Consider the following 19,215-nt stretch of genomic DNA (forward strand, 5'->3'; position numbering starts at 1 on the left):
GCTCACCGCTCGTCATAACCTGCCTCCGACGCCGCCGGCTTCAGGAACAGCTCATGCACCGGCGCGAAATGCGCATATAGCGGCAGAATCGCACCGCCCATCGCGCGGGCATCGGCGCCGATCGCGCCTTCGAGCAATTGCGGCCGCACCATCCCTTCCCATTCGAAACGATCGAGCACGCGCTCGGTGCGGCGAATGATCTCGCGCAGCAGTAGCCGGTCGAACTCGCCGTCGATCACGACGGCTTCGAGATCGAGCAACGCGGCCGCATTGGTTAGCGCATTCGCGATCGCCGGGCACGCGCTGTCGAGCCATCGCTCGGTATGCCGCCACAACTCGGGCGACAACGCGCGATGATCATGCGCCGCGGCCGCCGGCGCGCCCGCATCGCTGAACAGTCGTTCGAGCACGAAGCCCGATGCCGCGTGCAGCAACTGCCGCGCAGGTTTGCGTGCGCCGCCTTCGCGCAGCGGGATCGAACCGACCGCGCCCGCGTTGTCGTGTGGACCGCCATGCAGACGTCCGTCGATTACGAGACCCCCGCCGATGAACGTGCCAACGAACAGATACAGGAAGTTGTGGATGCCGCGGCCCTGGCCCATCACGAGTTCGGCCGCGCAGGCGGCCGTGGTGTCTTTGGCGAACTCGACGGGCAGGCCGGTTATCGTCGCGATGCGCGCGCGCAGATCGATGTCGTTCCAGGCGTCGAGCGCGTCGGGCGGCGCGCCGAGAAAGTCGCGCCAGCCGCCGAGCCACAACGGCGCCGCGACACCGACGCCGACCACCTTGCCCGCCTTCGTGCCGAGCGTCTGGTTCACGCGCGCGAGTTTGTTTTCGAGCGCGGGGAACAGCGCGCGCGGATCGGGATACGCATACTCGAATACGTCGCGGCATACGATGCGCCCGGCGAAGTCCATCGCGAGCACGTCGAGACTGCGGCGTCCGACCTTGATACCGATCGTGTACGCGCCGTCCGCGCACAACGCGATCGGCACCGACGGCTGGCCGATCTTGCCGCGCACGCGCGCGTGCTTTTCGAGCAGGCCGTCGGCGATCAACCGGTCGACGATCATCGACACCGTCTGCATCGAAAGACGCGTGAGGCGGCCGACCTCGGCCTTCGGCAGTGGTCCATGCAAGCGGATCGTTTGCAGCACGATGCGCTCGTTGAATTGCCGCATGCCGACCTGATTCGAACCGACCGTGCGTTTGACCGGCGAACGCCTGCTGGTGCTGGGGGTGTCCATTGTCGTGTACCGGCCTCGTGGCTCAGCGGATTGGGCGGCGCGTCATGCGATCGCCTTCACGTCGGCTTCCTTCGCCCCGGTCATGATCGCGACCGCTTCCGACATGTGCACGTCCTTCGTATTGACGAGCGCCGCGCGCCGGCCGAGCCGCTGGATATGGATGCGGTCCGCGATCTCGAACACGTGCGGCATGTTGTGGCTGATCAGAATCACCGGCAGGCCACGCTCGCGCACGCGCCGGATCAGTTCGAGCACCATGTTGCCTTCCTTTACGCCGAGCGCGGCGGTGGGCTCGTCCAGAATCACCACGTGGCGCGCGAATGCCGCGCTGCGTGCAACGGCGACGCCCTGGCGCTGGCCGCCGGACAGCGTTTCGACCGCCTGGCGCATCGAGCGGATGCCGATTTGCAGATCCTTCATGGCCGCGGTCGCTTCGTCGAGCATGCGGCGCTTGTCGATCATCTTGAACAGCGAGCCGCGCCAGCCGGGCTTCAGCAATTCGCGGGCGAGAAACAGATTTTCGGCGATGCTCATCGCCGGCGCGACGGCGAGTTCCTGGTATACGGTCTCGATGCCTTGTGCCCGCGCATCGAGCGGACTGCGAAACTTGACCGGTTTGCCGTCGAGCAGAATCTCGCCTTCGTCGGGCACCGTGGCGCCCGAGAGCGCCTTGATCAGCGACGATTTGCCCGCGCCGTTGTCGCCGATCACCGCGAGGATTTCGCCGGGCAGCACTTCGAAATCGCAACCGTCGAGCGCGATCACGTTGCCGTAACGTTTGACGAGCCCGCGTGCCTGCAGAACCGGCATCGCAGCGGACGTGGAAGGGGAGGCGGAGGTCAACATGACAGGGCTCCTGTGCGGGATCAACGGCCGCGGTGCGAGAGTTTATCGGCGGCGACCGCGAGAATCACGAGGATGCCGGTGATCAATACCTGGTACACCGAGGAAACACCGATCAGCGTCAGGCCGTTACGGAATACGCCGACAATCAGCGCTCCAAGCAAGGTGCCGACGATCGAGCCGCGTCCACCGAACAGACTCGTGCCGCCGAGCACGACCGCGGTGATGCTGTCGAGGTTCTCGGTTTGCCCGGCCTGCGGATCGCCGACACCGGTGCGCGCTACCGACAGCAGCGCGGCGATGCCGTAGATCGCGCCGGCAAGCGTGTAGACGGTCAGCAGAATCCGCTGCGACGACAGGCCCATCAGTCGCGCGGCCTCGGCGTTGTTGCCGAGCGCGTACAGATGCCGGCCGGGCACCGTGTCGCGCAGCACGAACCACGTGCCCAGATACATCAGCAGCGTCAGCACGGTGCCGTACGTGACTTCCGCCGGTCCGAGCCTGAACGTGCTGCCGAGGAACATGATCGCATCGGGCAGGTTCGACACGCTTTCCGCGTTCGAGTAGATCTGCGTGAGCGCAAACGCGATGTTCAGCGTACCCAGCGTGACGATGAACGCCGGCAACTTGATGCGCGTGATCAACAGACCGTTCAGTAAGCCGAACAAGGTGCTGGCGCCGATGCCGCACAGAATCGCGAGGATCGGCGGCACGCCGAGCACGACCGCGAACTTCGTCATGATGATCGAGCCGAAGGCCATTACCATGCCGCAGGACAGATCGATGCCACCGGTCAGCACGATCAGTGTCTGGCCGATCGCGATGACCGCGACGACCATTGTCTGTTGCAGGATCAGCGACAGGTTCTGGAACGATAGAAAGCGGCTGCTCTGCGAGACAAAGAATGCGCAGGCCAGCACCAGCGCGATCAGCGGTCCGATTTCGGACAGCGACGGCAGGTGCTCGGTGAAAGACGGGCGCGGCCGGCCGGCGGGCGCGGAAGGGGTCGACATGATGGCAGTCCTCGGTACATGAGCGTGACATGAAGGTCACGCTGCAAATCAATTGGCGGCCCGGTGCGACGCGCAACGGGCCGCTGTGCAATGCGCGTTACTTGTTGCCCCAGCAGTTGTCGAGGCCGAACTTCGTGTCTTTGCTGTCGATGCCGGACATCGGCTTGTCGGTGATCAGCGTGACGCCGGTGTCGTGATAACCGGACACCTTCTTGCCGGTCTTCGCGTAGTCGACGCCGGCGGTGACGCCGAGCGCGGCCATCTTCAGCGGATACTGCTGCGAGGTCGCCGCGATCGCGCCGGCCTTCACGTTGCGCACGCCTTCGCAACCGCCGTCGATCGACACGATCATCACGCCCTTGTCCTTACCCGCCGCCTTCAGCGCGCGATACGCGCCGGCCGCGGCCGGTTCGTTGATCGTGTAGACCACGTTGATGTCGGGCGCTTTCTGCAGGCAGTTTTCCATTGCCGTCTGGCCTTTCGCCTGATCGCCGCGGGTGTCCTGGCTGCAGACGATCGACGGGTCGCCTTCCTTGACGCCGAAGCCTTCGAGGAAGCCGTTGTGGCGCAGCACGCCGACCGACACGCCCGGCGCGAGATCGAGCGTGGCGATCTTCGCGGGCTTGCCGTTCAGCGCGGCCTTCGCGTATTTGCCGATCAGCACGCCGGCCTTGAAGTTGTCGGTGGCGAACAGGGCGTCGGTTGCGTCCTGCGGATCGGTCGGCGTATCGAGGGCGATGACCATCACACCGGCCGCGCGCGCCTTCTTGATGCTCGGCACGATCGCCTTGGTGTCGCTCGGCGTGATCAGGATTGCTTTCGCGCCGGCCGTCATCATGTTTTCGATCGCGGTGACCTGACTCGCGTTGTCGCCGTCGAACTTGCCGGCGGCCGTGATCAGTTTCGCGCCGTCTTTCGACGCGGCCGCGTCCGCGCCCTGGCGCATCTTGACGAAGAACGGGTTCGTATCGGTCTTCGTGATCAGGCCGATGACGGGCTGGTCGGCGGCCTGACTCGCGCTTGCGCACCACAGCGCCGCGGCCGCGGCGCACATCGACGCGATTGTCCTGGCGACAGGACGCCTGTGGAAATTCAGATTCATGAGACGCTCCTCCGGTTATTGGCAACGACGTATGGGACTGCAGATAGATCGAAACTGCGAAGCTGCGGGCTTGACGTTTGACGATGACGCTTCGACGTAATGTGGTCCGAAGGAAATCGCCTAAATCACTTTGGTTGATTTAGTACAGCAGGCCCGCGACTGCTCGTCAAGGAAATGTGAACGCGGAAATTCGCCGCGCCGCGAACCGCGTGCAGACTGAGAGCCTTGTGTGGTAATGCTTTCGCGCTGTGCTGCAGTGCGAAGCGGCGCTTCTCGGCTTGGGGAAAGTCCTGGCCCGTCTGAAAGCGGGTTGAAATGTCAGCGGTGGTTTTTCAACGCAATTCGTGGTGCGTAACGCGCTTTTTCAGTGGGCGATGAATGTTTGCGAGCGGTTGCGGCGGAACAGCGCTTGCTCGCGTCGACAGAATGCGAACCTTTCGGAGAGACCCATGCCTTCGCACTGGTGGCAGCGACGACTCGGCTCCCGCGCATCGCTGATCGCCGCCGCCCTCGTGATCGGCGTTCTGTACGCGGGCAGCACGATGGTCACGCCGCTTTATCCGCTCTATCAACGCCGGTTCGGCTTGTCCGATCTGACAATCACGCTCGTGTACGCGACCTACGTGATCGGCAATCTCGGCGCTTTGTTTCTATTCGGTCGCGTGTCCGACCAGGCCGGGCGCCGATCGGTCAGTCTGCTCGTGCTCGCAGCCGCGACCGCGAGCACAACGTGTTTTCTGTTCGCCACGCATGCGACGTGGCTTTTCGTCGCCCGGGCGGCGAGCGGCCTTGCGATCGGCGTCGGTGCCGCCACGGCGACCGCGTGGATCGCGGAATTGCACGCCGGCGCCGACAAGGCGCCCGCCAGCCGTCTTGCCGCGGCGGTCAATCTGGCCGGGCTCGGAGTGGGACCGCTGCTGACTGGTCTGCTCGCGCAATTCGCGCCCTGGCCATTGCGCACGGTGTTCGTCGTTTATCTGTTGACGCTTCTGGTCACCGCGGCGTTGGCGGCGCTCGCATGCGAAACGGTCCAGGCGCGTGCCCGGACGTTTGCACAGGTGTCGTTCGCGCCACGCATCGGCGTGCCCGCGCAATTGCGCGTGGCATTCGTCGTGCCTGCCGTCACCGCATTCGCGACCTTCGCGCTGCTCGGCTTTTTCGCGGCGCTGTTGCCCAATCTGATCGCGAACAGCATGCATCTGCACAGCCCCGCGCTGAGCGGGGCGCTCGTCGCCGAACTGTTCGCCGCGAGCACGATCACCGTGATGGTCACGTCGAAACTCGCCGCTCGCACCGCGATGCTCGCCGGACTGTGGCTGTTGCCGCCGAGTCTCGCGTTGCTGCTGTGGGCGCAGGTCGTCGCGTCGATCGTAGTGCTGAGCGCGGCGACGGCGCTGTGCGGCATCGCAGCCGCGCTCGGGTTTCGCGGCAGCTTGCAGGAGATCAACCGGATCGCGCCCGCGGACCAACGCGCCGAATTGCTATCGGCGTATCTGCTCTGCTGTTACACCGGCAACTCGTTGCCGGCGGTCGGCATAGCGCTGCTGTCGACCCGGGTCGGACATTTGTGGGCGAACGTCGCGTTCGCGGCGGTTTCCGCGGGATTGGCCTGTATTGCGTTGGCGGTCGGTGCGCGCCGGCCCCGTCACGCGAGTTGACGCGCGGCAAGCTGGCCGAGCCTGGTCCAACTGCTACGAACTGCTACGAACTGCAACGTTGCGGCGCGGCTGTCACCGTCACATCAACGCGAACGCGGTGCGGCCGTCGACGCGCGCATGACCAGTTTCGGCTCGGACGAAATCCGCATCGGCACGGGCGCCGGCATGTCCCGCTCGACGCGTCCCGGCTGTCCGTACGAAGTCTCGATCAGCTCGCGCAGCAGTTCCACTGCAAGTCCGGCGACCTCGACCGTCGGCACCGCCACCGTCGTCAGTGCGGGGCGCGACTCGCGCGCGAGCTGGATGTCGGTGATGCCGATCACGGACAGTTCGTGCGGCACGCGCAGGCCCAGATCCGCGGCCGCGTGCATCGCGCCGAGCGCAGGCAAATCGTTGGTCGCGAAGATCGCGCTGAGTTGCGGATCGGCTTCGAGCAGCGCGCGGGCCGCCAGGTAGCCGCCGTGGATCGTGTCGGCCGCGTGTCGCACGCGATTTCTCGTCACACCGGCCGCGCGCAACGCGTCGACGAAACCTTCGAAGCGCGCCACGTGAATGCCCGACACCTTGCTGCCGACGATCGCACCAAAGCGCCGATGCCCGAGCTCGAGCAGATGCTCGCCGGCCAGCTTGCCGGCCAGCCGGAAATCGACCGCGACGCACGGCAGCCCGGGCGGCTCGGTGGGCCGCTCCCACATGCACAGCACGACCGGCGTGCCGCGCGCTTCGGTCTCGTGCAGATCGGCGAAATCGAGGTTCGCGTTGGTCACGAGCACGCCTTCGGACAAGGTGCCGGCGATCTGGTCGAGGTACGCGCGGCCGCTTAGCGGATCGTCGTTGGTATTGCAGATGATCACGAAGTGGCCGCTCGTACGCGCAGCGCGTTCGACCGCGAGCGCGAACTCCGGATAAAACGGATTCGCGATGCTCGACACCATAAGCGCGAGCGTCGGCGCGCGGCCCTCGGCGAGCGCGCGTGCGGCGAGATGCGGGCGATAGCCGAGCGCCGCGACTGCCTCGAGCACGCGTTGCCGGGTCGTTTCGCCAACGCGGCCGCGCTTGCGCAGCACGTTGGACACCGTCGCAGGCGTGACGCCGGCATGACGCGCGACTTCGCTGAGTGTGGGCATGATATGGTCAGTATTTGGGATGGCTGTCCGACATTTGCGTCGCGGCGCGAGGCGCGGCAACATCTGTCATCGAACAACGTACAAAACGATATCGGAGACAGACCAACGATCGCCTTGCGATCGATTTTTCGGTCATGCTGATTAAGCGCTTAATCTCCGACTTCGCACCGATTAAATCACGGAGTCGATGCAATGGCGAGCATTTCGTTACGAGGCGTGCAGAAGGCGTATGGCGACGGTGTGCCGGTGATCCGCAACGTCGATCTGGACATCGGCGAAAACGAGTTCTGCGTGTTTCTCGGCCCGTCGGGTTGCGGCAAGTCAACGCTGTTGCGCATGATCGCCGGGCTCGAGGATGTGACCGACGGTGACCTGTCGATTGGCGGGAAGATGGTCAACGACGTGCCGGCCGCGCAGCGCGGCGTAGCGATGGTGTTCCAGAGCTATGCGCTGTTTCCGCACATGAGCGTGTTCGAGAACATGGCGTTCGGCCTGAAACTCGCGAAGACCCCGAAGGATGAAATCGAACGCAAGGTGCGTGAAGCCGCGCGCATCCTGCAACTCGAGGCACTGCTCGAGCGCAAGCCGAAGGCGCTGTCGGGCGGGCAGCGGCAGCGCGTCGCGATTGGCCGCGCGATCGTTCGCGAGCCCGGCGTGTTTCTGTTCGACGAACCGCTGTCCAATCTCGATGCAACCTTGCGCGGACAAACGCGCGTCGAAATCGCGCGTCTGCATAAGCAGTTTGCGAAGGCGAGCGTGGTCTACGTGACGCACGATCAGATCGAAGCGATGACGCTCGCCGACAAGATCGTGCTGCTGCATTCGGGCAAGGACACCGAGCGTTACGGCAGCATCGCGCAAATCGGCGCGCCGCTCGAGCTGTATCACCGCCCGAAAAGCCGCTTCGTGGCCGGCTTTATCGGCTCGCCGCGAATGAATTTCCTGCCGGGCAAGGTGGCGTCACTCGATGCGCAGGGCGTGCTCGTCACGCTCGATCACACCGGCGAGAACGTGCGTGTGCCGGTCGGCAGCGCCGGATTGCAGCCAGCGCAGCCGGTCACGCTCGGCGTGCGTCCCGAGCATCTCGAGTTCGTCGATGCATCGGCCACGACGAATGCGGCCGCGTCGCAAGACGGCGTGCTCGCGCGCACCGTATCGCTCGTCGAGCAGCTTGGCGAACACAGCTACGTGCACCTCGATCAACCCGGCGGCGCCGTTCTGATCGCCAAGGCGCCCGGTAACACGCGCCTCGCTCCAGGCGATCGCGCGAGCCTGCGGGTGTCGCGCACGGCCTGTCATCTGTTTACCGAGGACGGTTTCGCGGCCGCGTCGCTCGAATCCGTCGAACACTACGCTTGAAAAACACTGGGGACATAGGGATGCGTCTTGGAGTCTGTTATTACCCGGAGCACTGGCCCGAGTCGATGTGGGACGACGACGCGCGCCGGATGAAAGCGCTCGGCATCGAGCAGGTGCGGATTGCGGAATTCGCCTGGAGCCGGATCGAGCCGACTCCCGGCGAATACGACTGGGGCTGGCTCGATCGCGCCGTCGACGTGCTCGGCGCGGCTGGCGTGAAGGTCGTCATGTGTACGCCGACCGCGACGCCGCCGAAGTGGCTGATCGATCGTCATCCGGAGATCCTGCCGGTCGGCGCCGATGGACGTCCGCGCGCGTTCGGCTCGCGGCGTCATTACGACTTCTCGTCGCCCGCGTATTTCGAGGCGTCGCGTCGTATTTGCACGGCGGTGGCCGAGCGTTACGGCAAGCATCCGGCGGTCGCTTTCTGGCAGACCGATAACGAATTTGGTTGTCATCACACGGTGGTCAGCTATTCGCCGGCCGCGGTCGCGCGCTTTCGCGAGTGGCTGAAGGCGCGTTATCGCACGATCGAGGCGTTGAACGAGGCGTGGGGCACAGTGTTCTGGAGCATGGAGTACCGCGGCTTCGAAGAAATCGACGCGCCGGTCGGCACCGTGACCGAGGCGCATCCTTCGCATCGTCTCGACTACCGGCGCTTCGCATCCGACGAAGTGGCGCGCTACAACCGCATGCAGGTCGAGATCATTCGCGCGCATTCGCCGGGGCGGCCCGTCGCGCACAACTTCATGCAGCTCTTCACCGAGTTCGATCACTACAAGGTCGCGGCCGATCTCGACGTCGCAACGTGGGACAGCTATCCGCTCGGCGCGCTCGAAGAGCAGTGGTTCGCGCCGGACATCAAGGCGCGCTGGTTGCGCAGCGGTCATCCGGACTTCGCGTCGTTCAATCACGACGTGTATCGCGGCATGTCGAAGCTGCCGTTCTGGGTGATGGAGCAGCAGCCGGGACCGGTGAACTGGGCGCAGTGGAATCCGGCGCCGCTGCCGGGCATGGTGCGGCTGTGGAGCTGGGAAGCGTTCGCCCACGGCGCGGGCTGCGTGTCGTATTTCCGCTGGCGTCAGGCGCCGTTCGCGCAGGAGCAGATGCATGCGGGCCTCAATACGCCCGACAACCGGCTCGACGTCGGCGGCAATGAAGCATCGCGGGTGGCGTCGGAAATTCACGCGGTGCTCGCCGCGAACGCCGATGCCAATGCGTCGATCCGCTCGAAAGTCGCGCTCGTCTACGACTATGAAGCGAAGTGGTTGTTCGAGATTCATCCGCAGGGCGCGGACTTTCACTATCCGCGGTTCGCATTCGAGTACTACTCGGCTTTGCGCACGCTCGGACTCGACGTCGATGTCGTGCCGGCCGATGCATCGTTCGATGGTTATAGCCTCGTCGTCGTGCCGCCGCTGCCGGTCGTGCCCGACGATTTCGCCGAACGTCTCGCGCGCTCGGGCGCGCAGGTCGTGCTCGGTCCACGCACCGGATCGAAGACGCGCGAGCTGCGGATTCCGGCGAATCTGCCGCCGGGCGCATTGACGTCGGTGCTGCCGCTGCGCGTGTGGCGCGTCGAATCGATGCGGCCGAACGTGACCGAAGCCGTGGTGCTCGAACAGCAGGGCGGTGCCGCCGAGGGCTTCGCGCGACACTGGCGCGATTTCATCGACAGCGATGCATCATCTTCATTCGACGTGCGCGCGCGTTTCGCGGACGATCATCCGGCGTACGTGCGAAGCGGCGCGTATCACTACTTTGCGAGCCTGTTCGACGACGCCTTGACCGTGCGCCTGTTCGCGCGCATCGCGCAGGAAGCGGGCCTCGAAACGCAGGCACTCGGCGACAGCGTGCGCATCAGCCGTCGCGGCGGACTGACGTATGTGTTCAACTATGGCGATAGCACCCACACGCTCGACGACATTTCCGACGACGCATTCGTGATCGGCTCCCGGGAGGTGGCGCCGCAAGGGGTAGCGGTCTACCGCTCGCAATAGAAGTCTGGCCTTGGCAATTCCACGCAGTCATTCGATATAGAAGCGACAACGACGTAAAAACCATGGAAAGAAGGAGACAGTCAGGATGAAACTGAAACCACGCAAGATTCTGTTGGCGCTCGCGCTGGCCGCGGTTGCCGCGGGGACCTCGGTCGTCGGCACCGCGCAGGCGGCCACGCTCGCGATGAACATCGCGTACAAGGGCGCGAGCCAGCGCGCGGTTTGGCAGCAGGTGGTCGACGAGTTCAAGAAGGCGCATCCCGGGATCGACGTGAAGGTATCGTTCATCGATGAGGAAGCCTACAAGGTTCAGTTGCCGGGTTGGCTTTCGACTGTCGCGCCCGATATCGTCAACTGGCACGACGGCGAGCGTATGGCGTATTACGCGCAGCGTGGCCTGTTCGAGGATCTGACCGGCGACTGGCAGAAGAACGGCTGGAACGACATGTATGCGTCGACGAAGGAAGCATCGTCGTACAAGGGCAAGCAGTATGCCGCGCCGACCGTGTACTACTCGTGGGGGATGTTCTATCGCAAGGACCTGTTCGAGAAGGCCGGCATCAAGGGCGAGCCGAAAACGTGGGACGAGTTTCTCGACGCCGCGAAAAAGCTGAAGGCCGCCGGCATTGCGCCGATCGCGGTGGCGGGCCGCGATGCCTGGACGCTGGCCGGCTGGTTCGATTATCTCGATCTGCGCCTGAACGGCAATGCGTTTCACCAGAAGCTGATGGCCGGCGAAATTCCGTACACCGATCCGCGCGTGAAGAAGGTCTATACGACGTGGAAGCAACTGATCGACGACGGCTACTTCATCAACAATTCACTGTCCTACGATCTCGACGCGGTGCAGCCGTTCCTGTTCCAGGGCAAGGCTGCCATGATGCTGATGGGGACGTTCATTGCGGCGGGTTTCCCGGACAACGTGAAGCCGCAAATGGGGTACTTCCAGTTCCCGATCATCGACTCCAAGGTGCCGACCGCCGAGGATGGACCGGTCGAATCGCTGCATATTCCGTCGAAAGCGAAGAACAAGTCCGATGCGCACACGTTCCTTGCGTTCGTCGAGACGCCTCAGATCGGTGCGCAACTCGCAAAGGGACTCGGCTCGTTGTCGGCGAACAGCAAATCGCCGGAGCCTGAAGATCCGATTTCGAAGATCGGCTTCCAGATCCTGTCGAACACGAAGGGCGGCATTGCGCAGTTCTACGATCGCGACATGACGAAGGAAATGGCCGACGAAGGGATGAAGGGGATGCAGCAGTTCGTCTCCGATCCGTCGAAACTGGACGACATCCTCGCGCAGCTCGAGCAGACGCGTCAGCGTATCTACAAGAAGTGAGCGGCGGCGGCCGCAAGGCCGCTGTCCGATGCATCGGATTGGATCGGGAGATTGATCGTGTCGCATTCCGTCAGCCGTCGTAGCGTCGACGGTCCTGTTGAACCCGGCGGCCCGGGCTTGCCGGCGTCGAGCGGTGCGCTGAGCGGCGCGTCGGTCGCGTCGCGCCGGCGCGGCCCGACGCCGACCGCACGGCGGCAGCGGCGCGCCGCGTTCCTGTTTCTCGCGCCGGCCTGCTTCATGGTGGCCGTGTACGTGGTGTGGCCGATCCTCTCGACGATCCGTCTGAGCTTCTTCAACTGGGATGGGATGACCGAGCCGACCTTCGTCGGCCTCGCGAACTATATCGAGCTGGTTCATACGCCCACGTTCTATACGGCGCTCAAGAACAACCTGATCTGGCTCGTGCTGTTTTTGCTCGCACCGCCGATGGGCCTCGCCGTCGCGCTGTATCTGAATCAGGCGGTGGCGGGCATCCGCATCGTCAAGTCGCTGTTTTTCGCGCCATTCGTGTTGTCGGGCGTCGTGGTCGGACTGATCTTTTCATGGTTCTACGATCCGACCTTCGGCCTGCTCGCGATGATGCTCGGCCACGGCGTGCCGGTGCTCGGCGATCCGCGCTATGCGACGCTCGGCATCGTGTTCGCGGCGCTGTGGCCGCAAACCGCGTACTGCATGATTCTTTATCTGACCGGCTTGACCACGTTGAACGCCGAGCAGATCGAAGCTGCGCGAATGGAAGGCGCGCAGGGCTGGTCGATGCTCTGGCATGTCATCCTGCCGCAGTTGCGGCCTACGACGTTCATGGCGATCGTCGTGACGATCATCGGCGCGCTGCGCAGCTTCGATCTGATTTCGGTGATGACGGGCGGCGGTCCGTTCGAAAGCTCGACGGTGCTCGCCTATTTCATGTACGACCAGGCGATCAAGTACTACCGCATCGGCTATTCGGCGGCGATCGCGGTGGTGCTGTTCGGCATCATGCTCGTGTACATCGTCTATCACCTGCGGCGGATGCTGCGCGCCGAGCAATGAGGAGCCGCTGATGTTTCCGATTCCGATCGACAAATGGAGGCCGGCCACGCGCCGCGCATACAAACTGACGTTGCCGATTGCACTCGTGATCTGGCTGTTGCCGATGATCGCGGTGCTGGTCACGTCCGTGCGTTCGACCGAAGAACTGAGCGAGGGCAATTACTGGGGATGGCCGAAGCACTTCGCGATGTTCGATAACTATCGCGAGGCATTGACGACGTCGCCGATGCTGCATTACTTCTGGAATAGCGTGCTGATTACGGTTCCTTCCGTAGTGGGTTCGATCGCACTCGCGGCGATGGCGGGCTTTGCCTTGGCGATCTATCGCTTTCGCGGCAATTCGACGTTGTTCGCGACGTTCGTCGCGGGCAACTTCGTGCCGATCCAGGTGTTGATGATTCCGGTGCGGGATCTGTCGTTGCAACTCGGTCTGTTCAATACCGTGAGCGCGCTGATTCTGTTTCATGTGTCGTTCCAGACCGGCTTTTGCGCGCTGTTTCTGCGCAACTTCATCAAGCAGCTGCCATTCGAGCTGGTCGAGGCGGCGCGCATCGAAGGGGCAAACGAGTGGACCGTGTTCTTCAGGATCGTGCTGCCGCTGATTCGTCCCGCGCTCGCGGCGTTGGCGATCCTCGTGTTCACGTTCGTGTGGAACGACTATTTCTGGGCCTTGTGTCTGACGCAAGGCGATGACGCCGCGCCGATCACGGTCGGCGTGGCCGCGCTGAAAGGGCAGTGGACGACCGCGTGGAATCTCGTTTCGGCGGGATCGATTCTGGCGGCGCTGCCATCGGTCATGATGTTCTTTGCGATGCAGAAGCATTTCGTCGCGGGTCTGACGTTTGGCGCGACGAAGGGGTGATGCTGTTCACGCGTGGCGCTGCTGCGTAGAGAAGGGTTGCCCGCGGAAGCGGGCTTTTTTTCGGCGCGGCGAACCGCTGCTCGCACGCTGACTTCTCGATCAACGCTTTTCAGCTGACGCCGGGTTGACCCGCTGCATAACGGCATTCAACGCCGCGCGCGCACTATCGAGAGGCCGCTTGCCTTCGCCGACTTCGCTCGCGAGGTCCAACTTCTGCTACGGGTATGGCTGCTACCCGTATCAACCATCGAACGAGGCCTTCCTGCCTGAAAACAGGAAGGAAGGCGCCTGCCGCTATCAGGCCGGATCAGCGTACTTCAGCGTCCACGTCAGCGTGCGGCTGGCGCCGCCCGTCAACGCGAACGGGTTGGTCGTACAGGAGAAGTACACCAGGTATCAGATGCGCGTGCCGATCCGTCGTGGCCACCAATTCGCCCGCTCGCCGCCCATCGGATAAGATACGGGCCGCCATGCATTTTTTAGAACGGAAGGAGTGGTTTCAATGATCGAACCGAGCAACGTTTTCAAGGAAAATCTCGCCAGAATGCCGGCGATCGACGGCATCGCACGCATCGATCTGGTCAATGGCAGCGGTACCGTGGTCGCTAGCATCGAGAACAAACCTGGCAAGCAGGGCTCGCTCGCGCTGTACAACTACCTGCGCGGCGTGTTCGGCACGCTCGACGCGAAGGCGGCCGAACACGGCCTCGCGCTGTTTGCCGAGCATACGGCCGACGCGCGCAACCGTCCGGGCGCGCATCCGAACGTCGATCACCTGCTGGCGATTGCCGCTGGCGGCGAGGCATTGCGCATCGATGTTGTTCCGGCAGCTTGAGGCCGCTCAAAGTCTTTTCCGCGCCGGCAAGGTAGACGTTTTCCTGCCGCTGCCGCGAATTCCAACGCCCCGGCGACGGGATTTGCGGCCCACCTGCGCTAATTGCTCGGTAAAAACCCTCGTTTTTCCCGAAGCCCCCCGGATTGGCTTCAGATTCGGCTTCTGTTCGGTGAATTGAAGCTTGAAGCGCGGGGGGGCGGCGCACACTGGGTTCGTCCCGTCGCGCGTATCGCGCTTTTCCGTCAGGAGCCCCGGATGTCTTCCCGTCACAACAAACCCCGCCGGTTCGACGCCGACCTGCCGGAACTCACTACCTCGGAACGGGATCAGCCGACGCCGGATCCGGACGACCGCGCGATGCGCGAACTGCAACGCGGTTCCGAAGCCATCGTGCGTCTGGCCACGCAGGCACACGCGGCCGTCGCCCGGAGCGACGAAGCGGGCGCGCAAGCCGCGCGCCAATCGCTCGAAACGCAGCTGACGTTCACGACCGCCCTGATCGATGAGCTGCTGTTCGGTGCGCCCGAGCGGTCCACGCTGCATTGACAGCCTACGCAGCAGCATCACCGTACTATCCCGAAGTACCGGAAACTGACATGAGCGCTTTGACCGTCATTCTTTGCATCTGGGCCATGGTCGCGTTTTGCGCGGTCCTGTTCATCCGCGGCGCGAGTCCGCGCGTCGAGCGTGAGGCGGAGCAGCCGCGTGCTCGCCCGTCGCGCTATTCGATCGCCGAGTAACGCGCACGACCAACGACGCGGAACCAACGGGGTAACATGAGGAGCGCCGGCGCCACTGCCGGCCGGCACCGACGCTGTTCCCCACGGAGGTTCCCGTATGGACACACATTCGATTCTCGGCATGCTGCATGCCGAAGAGGCTTTGCTGGTCTCCATCGTGCGGTCGCTGCCCGACGATATCAAGCGCAGGATCGCCAACGACTTTCACGAGCAGGCGCAACTCGCCGAAAGCTCGCATCTGAATCCCACCACGAACCGCGAAACGAGCGACGCGTTCAAGGCCCATGTCCGACGGCTGTCGAACATGCTTGCTTCGTTGTCGTAACCCGGTCGCGCAACGGCGACCCCGACGCGTCGCTCCTGAGCAAGGACTCGACGCAGGCCGTTGCCCGCGTGCCGATACCGGCGTCGGCACCCGCACCGGTCATGCCCGCTGCGCAAGCTCCCGCGTACACCGTGAACGATGTGCCGCAGGATCCGCTCAAGGTCGACCTGCCGCGGAAGAGGTCGCTTGCCGGCGATGAATTACGGCAGTTCGAGTCGCGTGTCGCGCAATTGACCGCGCTGCTGTAAGCCGCTGGCCGTCGCAACTTTGCGACACGCCGGTCCGCATGATTCAGGCGCGCTTTCGTCGCATGACGTGTCGGCATGTTGACTGGTACGGGTCGCAAACCTTGGTCCGTCAATGCGCGTTCGGGTATTCCCGCGCGCGTCGAACGACGTGTGCGAGCCAGCACGAAGGCGTCGGGGCATCCCCGCGGCGTCTCATTTCCGATGCATCGCGTGCGATCAGGCCCGCTTCGAACTGCCCCGGCAGGCATTTCTCCATACGTAGCAAGCCTTCATCCCAGCATGGCATAGCCATTGCAATGACGAATGCACAAGAACTACATATGTTGCAGCCGGGATTTCACGCAGTGAACAAATGCCGACGGCAGCAAAAGTCTTCGCGATTCGCGCCCGGGGAGCTTGGCGCAACTTGCGAGGTGCGGCGGGGCCAATAGCAAACGGATGTCGACAAACAACGACGACGCGAGCGGACGATACGGCTGCATCTAACGTCCGCTCGCGATCGTGACGGCGTGAAGCGATGACCCCGCCATTTTTTTTCCGTGCTTGCGGGTGAAGCCGAATTCGCGGCGGGCCCCCGCTAAAGGGCGCTTGCGCGCGGGCCGGCGGGCTGCGAAGATCATGCTAACGACCGCCGCATCAGGGAATTCCATGTTAGCGTCGAGCCCATTTCCCGCATTGCTGCACCACGCGAGCCTGTGGCTGCAAGCCTACGCGCTCGTGCTGGTCATGATGGGCGTCGGTGCGTTGCTCGAGCGTCGCTGGCCGGCCGCATTGCTGCAATCGCGCGCGGGGCAGCGTCTGAACATGGCGTACGCGGGTTTGTATCTGGCGTTGGCGGAAGCCACGAAGCCGCTGACGGCGGCCGCGAGCGTCGCGATCGTCAATGCACTCGGCGGCGGGATGGTGGCGCTGGTGTCGCGCGGGTGGGGCGCGCTCGCTTCGTTCGTGATCGTGCTGCTGACGATCGATTTCCTCGAATACGCGTTTCATCGCTTGCAGCACACATGGCCCATCCTGTGGAAGCTGCATTCGCTGCACCATAGCGCGGTGGATTTCAACGTGACGATCACGTTGCGGCATCATTGGATAGAAGTGCTGCTCAAGGGCTGCCTGCTTTATCCGCTCGTCGGCGTACTGTTCAAGGTCGAGCCGTGGATCGTCGGTGCGACCTCGTTCGTGTTCATGTTCGGCAACTATTTCGCGCATCTGAATCTGCGCATGGACCTTGGCCGCTACGTCACGTGGGTCAACAATCCGCAGTATCACCGGCTGCATCACTCGATTCGCGCCGAGCATTTCAATCACAACTTCACGCAGCTATTGCCGATGTGGGATCACGTGTTCGGCACGCGTTGGGTGCCCGCGAAACACGAGTGGCCCGCCACCGGTCTCGACGATGGTACGCAGCCGAACTCGCTGCTCGGCGCGTTCAGCTGGCCATTGGGTCAGCATGCGGCACGCGATGCGTTACCCGTTCGCAAGCCGCTTGCGGTGCTCGACAAGAAAGCGAAATAACGCTGGCTACGCGGGTTGCGCGGCGCGCACCGCCTTGCCGCCCAGCAGCGACACGATCAGCGTGGCCATCACGAGCACGCCCAGCGCCGCGCGCAGGCCGAGCACGCCGGCACCGAAACCAATCAGCGGCGGCCCGACCAGAAAGCCCGCATAGCCGAACGTGGCCGCCATCGACACGCCGATCGCCGGCGTCGCGCTCGAGCGACCCGCCGCGCTGAAAATCACCGGAACGATATTCGCGAGACCGATGCCGACCATCGCGAAGCCGACGCACGCGGTCAGCACCGTCGGCAGACTCAGCACGAGCGCGAGTCCGGCGAGCGCGATCAGACCGCCGAGCGCGACCACCTTGCTCGAACCGAAGCGCCGCACCGATGCATCGCCGGCGATCCGGCAGGCCGCCATCGAAAACGCGAACGCGGAGTAGCCGATCGCGGCGACGCTCGCTTCCTGGTTCAACGTGGAGCGCAGGTACACCGCGCTCCAGTCGGCCACCGCGCCTTCGACGAGCATGCACATGAACGCGAGCAGCGCCAGTTTCATCACGCTGCTGTCGGGCCATGCGAAGCCGCTCGACGCGGCGGCCGCGCGCGGACCGATATCGCGCAACGCAAACGACGCGGCGAAAATGATCAGGGCCGCGATCAACAGATCGGGCGCGAACAGCCCGCCCATGACGCCGACGCCGCTTTTCTGCAACATCGCGCCGCTCGCCGCGCCAAGCAGGCCGCCCGCGCTCCACGCGGCATGAAACGACGACATGATCGGCGCGCGCCAGCGTGTTTCGATCGCGCTCGCATGTCCGTTCATCGACACGTCGAGCGCGCCGTTCGACGCGCCAAGCGCAAACAGCACCAGGCACAACGTCAGCATGCCCGGCGCGAGCGCGGGCAACGGCAACGCGATCGCGAATGCCGCGCCGAGCAGCGCGGTGGCGCGGCCGCTGCCGACGCGCGGCGCGAGCTGTCCCGCGAGCGGCATCGCAACGATGGCGCCGAGCGCGAAGCAGAACAGCGCGATGCCGAGCGAGGCGTCGCTGAGCGCCAGGCTTTCCTTGATGCGCGGCACCTCGACCGCCCATGCGCCGATGCCGAAACCGTTGGCGAGAAAGACGGCGAGCGTTGCGATGCGTTCCCTGACGAGTGAGTTCATGGGCGCGCCGCCATCACGTTATCGCAGACGGCCCGGAGGCTCGCGACACGCGCGTCCGGCACGTCCGCTTCGACGAACAGATAATCGACGGCCGAAACAGGCGCTACCGCGAACGGCGCCGCTGTCATGAGCTTTTCCGAAGTCAGCGCGATGGCGATCTGGCTACTCGCTTTGACCATCGCGCGTTTCAGTTCGGCGTCCTCTGCGTCGAATACGGCGACGCCTTCGTCGGGGTCGAAGGCGCAGGCGCCGAGAAAACAGAGGTCCGCGCGGATCTGCTGGATCTGCAGCAGCGCGGTCGCGCCGAGCGAGCCCGCCGCGCCGCCGGCGATGCGGCCGCCGATCAGGATCACGTCGATACCGGGGCGGTTCAGCAGCCGCGCGCAGGCCTCGGGCGAATTCGTGACGATGGTCAGGCCGGCGTTGTCGGGCAGCGCCGACGCGATCGCGACGTTCGTCGTGCCCGCGTCGAGCAGCACGATCTGCTTCGGACGAACGATCGATACGGCCGCCGCGGCAAGGCGTGCCTTGCGATCGACGGCCTCATGCATGCGCAGCGCCGCGGGTTTGTCGGCGGGCGACATCAGTAGCGCACCGCCGTACACGCGCTTGCAGTGCCCCTGATCCGCGAGATCGCGCAGATGACGGCGCACCGTGTGCTCGGAGATCTGCAGCTCGGCGGCCAGCTCGGCCGCGAGCACGCGACCATGCGTGCGCAATCGCTCCAGAATCAGTGCTTCGCGCTGCTCGGGCAGTAGCCCGTTGATCGCATCTTCCCGGGTTCGCTGCATGGGTCTCGTCTCCATTTCGGCGTGAAT

At 64.3% G+C, this 19,215-nt stretch carries 20 protein-coding genes and 1 pseudogene; 13 read left to right on the forward strand and 8 right to left on the reverse strand.

Features of this window, described 5'->3' with window-relative positions:
- Positions 1-2: 2 nt before the first annotated feature.
- The 4 genes from F6X37_RS10715 to F6X37_RS10730 form a co-directional block, all read right to left on the reverse strand.
- Entirely contained in the window at positions 3-1,247 is a 1,245-nt protein-coding gene (locus F6X37_RS10715; RefSeq protein WP_187611247.1) for an ROK family transcriptional regulator, read from the reverse strand.
- A gap of 42 nt (positions 1,248-1,289) precedes the next feature.
- Entirely contained in the window at positions 1,290-2,093 is an 804-nt protein-coding gene (locus F6X37_RS10720) for an ATP-binding cassette domain-containing protein (protein WP_222944817.1), read from the reverse strand.
- A gap of 20 nt (positions 2,094-2,113) precedes the next feature.
- The gene (locus F6X37_RS10725; protein WP_090806896.1) at positions 2,114-3,103 is read right to left on the reverse strand and encodes an ABC transporter permease; all 990 of its coding nucleotides are present in this window, start codon (positions 3,101-3,103) and stop codon (positions 2,114-2,116) included.
- Between the two features lie 97 nt (positions 3,104-3,200).
- Positions 3,201-4,205, reverse strand: coding sequence for a sugar ABC transporter substrate-binding protein (locus F6X37_RS10730; protein WP_187611248.1), 1,005 nt, complete (start codon positions 4,203-4,205; stop codon positions 3,201-3,203).
- Between the two features lie 449 nt (positions 4,206-4,654).
- Between F6X37_RS10730 and F6X37_RS10735 the strand changes: the two genes are divergently transcribed.
- Positions 4,655-5,863, forward strand: coding sequence for an MFS transporter (locus F6X37_RS10735; protein WP_187611249.1), 1,209 nt, complete (start codon positions 4,655-4,657; stop codon positions 5,861-5,863).
- Positions 5,864-5,946: 83 nt separating this feature from the next.
- On the opposite strand, the gene F6X37_RS10740 is transcribed toward F6X37_RS10735, so the two are convergent.
- A complete protein-coding gene (locus F6X37_RS10740) occupies positions 5,947-6,990 on the reverse strand; it encodes a LacI family DNA-binding transcriptional regulator (protein ID WP_187611250.1) in 1,044 nt (347 codons plus the stop codon).
- A 192-nt stretch (positions 6,991-7,182) separates the two neighbouring features.
- Between F6X37_RS10740 and F6X37_RS10745 the strand changes: the two genes are divergently transcribed.
- The 11 genes from F6X37_RS10745 (at position 7,183) to F6X37_RS10795 (ending at position 15,730) form a co-directional block, all read left to right on the forward strand.
- Positions 7,183-8,349 carry an ABC transporter ATP-binding protein gene (locus F6X37_RS10745; RefSeq protein WP_187611251.1) on the forward strand — a complete coding sequence of 389 codons (1,167 nt, stop codon included), beginning with the start codon at positions 7,183-7,185 and terminating at the stop codon, positions 8,347-8,349.
- A gap of 20 nt (positions 8,350-8,369) precedes the next feature.
- On the forward strand, positions 8,370-10,349 hold the full coding sequence (locus F6X37_RS10750) for a beta-galactosidase (RefSeq protein ID WP_187611252.1): 1,980 nt from the start codon (positions 8,370-8,372) through the stop codon (positions 10,347-10,349).
- An 85-nt stretch (positions 10,350-10,434) separates the two neighbouring features.
- Positions 10,435-11,688 carry an ABC transporter substrate-binding protein gene (locus F6X37_RS10755; RefSeq protein ID WP_090806886.1) on the forward strand — a complete coding sequence of 418 codons (1,254 nt, stop codon included), beginning with the start codon at positions 10,435-10,437 and terminating at the stop codon, positions 11,686-11,688.
- Positions 11,689-11,745: 57 nt separating this feature from the next.
- Positions 11,746-12,720: a carbohydrate ABC transporter permease gene (locus F6X37_RS10760; protein ID WP_184064375.1), complete on the forward strand. Its 975-nt coding sequence runs from the start codon at positions 11,746-11,748 to the stop codon at positions 12,718-12,720.
- A gap of 10 nt (positions 12,721-12,730) precedes the next feature.
- Positions 12,731-13,582 (forward strand): carbohydrate ABC transporter permease, encoded by an 852-nt coding sequence (locus tag F6X37_RS10765; RefSeq protein ID WP_187611253.1) that lies wholly within the window; start codon positions 12,731-12,733, stop codon positions 13,580-13,582.
- Between the two features lie 178 nt (positions 13,583-13,760).
- Positions 13,761-14,039, forward strand: a complete 279-nt coding sequence (locus tag F6X37_RS10770) for a hypothetical protein (protein WP_187611254.1) — start codon at positions 13,761-13,763, stop codon at positions 14,037-14,039.
- Positions 14,040-14,084: 45 nt separating this feature from the next.
- Positions 14,085-14,417, forward strand: coding sequence for a DUF2322 family protein (locus F6X37_RS10775; RefSeq protein WP_187611255.1), 333 nt, complete (start codon positions 14,085-14,087; stop codon positions 14,415-14,417).
- 255 nt (positions 14,418-14,672) lie between these two features.
- Positions 14,673-14,963: a hypothetical protein gene (locus tag F6X37_RS10780; RefSeq protein WP_187611256.1), complete on the forward strand. Its 291-nt coding sequence runs from the start codon at positions 14,673-14,675 to the stop codon at positions 14,961-14,963.
- Positions 14,964-15,013: 50 nt separating this feature from the next.
- On the forward strand, positions 15,014-15,157 hold the full coding sequence (locus F6X37_RS10785) for a hypothetical protein (RefSeq protein ID WP_167368704.1): 144 nt from the start codon (positions 15,014-15,016) through the stop codon (positions 15,155-15,157).
- 97 nt (positions 15,158-15,254) lie between these two features.
- The gene (locus F6X37_RS10790; RefSeq protein ID WP_013092139.1) at positions 15,255-15,482 is read left to right on the forward strand and encodes a hypothetical protein; all 228 of its coding nucleotides are present in this window, start codon (positions 15,255-15,257) and stop codon (positions 15,480-15,482) included.
- A 101-nt stretch (positions 15,483-15,583) separates the two neighbouring features.
- Positions 15,584-15,730, forward strand: a complete 147-nt coding sequence (locus F6X37_RS10795) for a hypothetical protein (protein WP_262419854.1) — start codon at positions 15,584-15,586, stop codon at positions 15,728-15,730.
- A 482-nt stretch (positions 15,731-16,212) separates the two neighbouring features.
- Here F6X37_RS10795 and F6X37_RS10800 read toward each other — a convergent pair whose 3' ends face one another.
- Positions 16,213-16,380, reverse strand: coding sequence for a hypothetical protein (locus F6X37_RS10800; RefSeq protein ID WP_187611257.1), 168 nt, complete (start codon positions 16,378-16,380; stop codon positions 16,213-16,215).
- A gap of 250 nt (positions 16,381-16,630) precedes the next feature.
- Between F6X37_RS10800 and F6X37_RS37930 the strand changes: the two are divergent.
- A pseudogene (locus F6X37_RS37930) lies at positions 16,631-17,068 on the forward strand (sterol desaturase family protein); the annotation flags it as partial.
- 183 nt (positions 17,069-17,251) lie between these two features.
- On the opposite strand, the gene F6X37_RS10810 reads toward F6X37_RS37930, so the two are convergent.
- Positions 17,252-18,397 (reverse strand): MFS transporter, encoded by a 1,146-nt coding sequence (locus F6X37_RS10810; protein ID WP_187611259.1) that lies wholly within the window; start codon positions 18,395-18,397, stop codon positions 17,252-17,254.
- A complete protein-coding gene (locus F6X37_RS10815; RefSeq protein ID WP_187611260.1) occupies positions 18,394-19,188 on the reverse strand; it encodes a DeoR/GlpR family DNA-binding transcription regulator in 795 nt (264 codons plus the stop codon). Before F6X37_RS10815 ends, F6X37_RS10810 begins: the two co-directional genes overlap by 4 nt.
- Positions 19,189-19,215: the final 27 nt, after the last annotated feature.

The organism is Paraburkholderia sp. 31.1, assembly GCF_014397645.1.
In the GTDB taxonomy this organism is placed as follows: Bacteria; Pseudomonadota; Gammaproteobacteria; order Burkholderiales; family Burkholderiaceae; genus Paraburkholderia; species Paraburkholderia tuberum.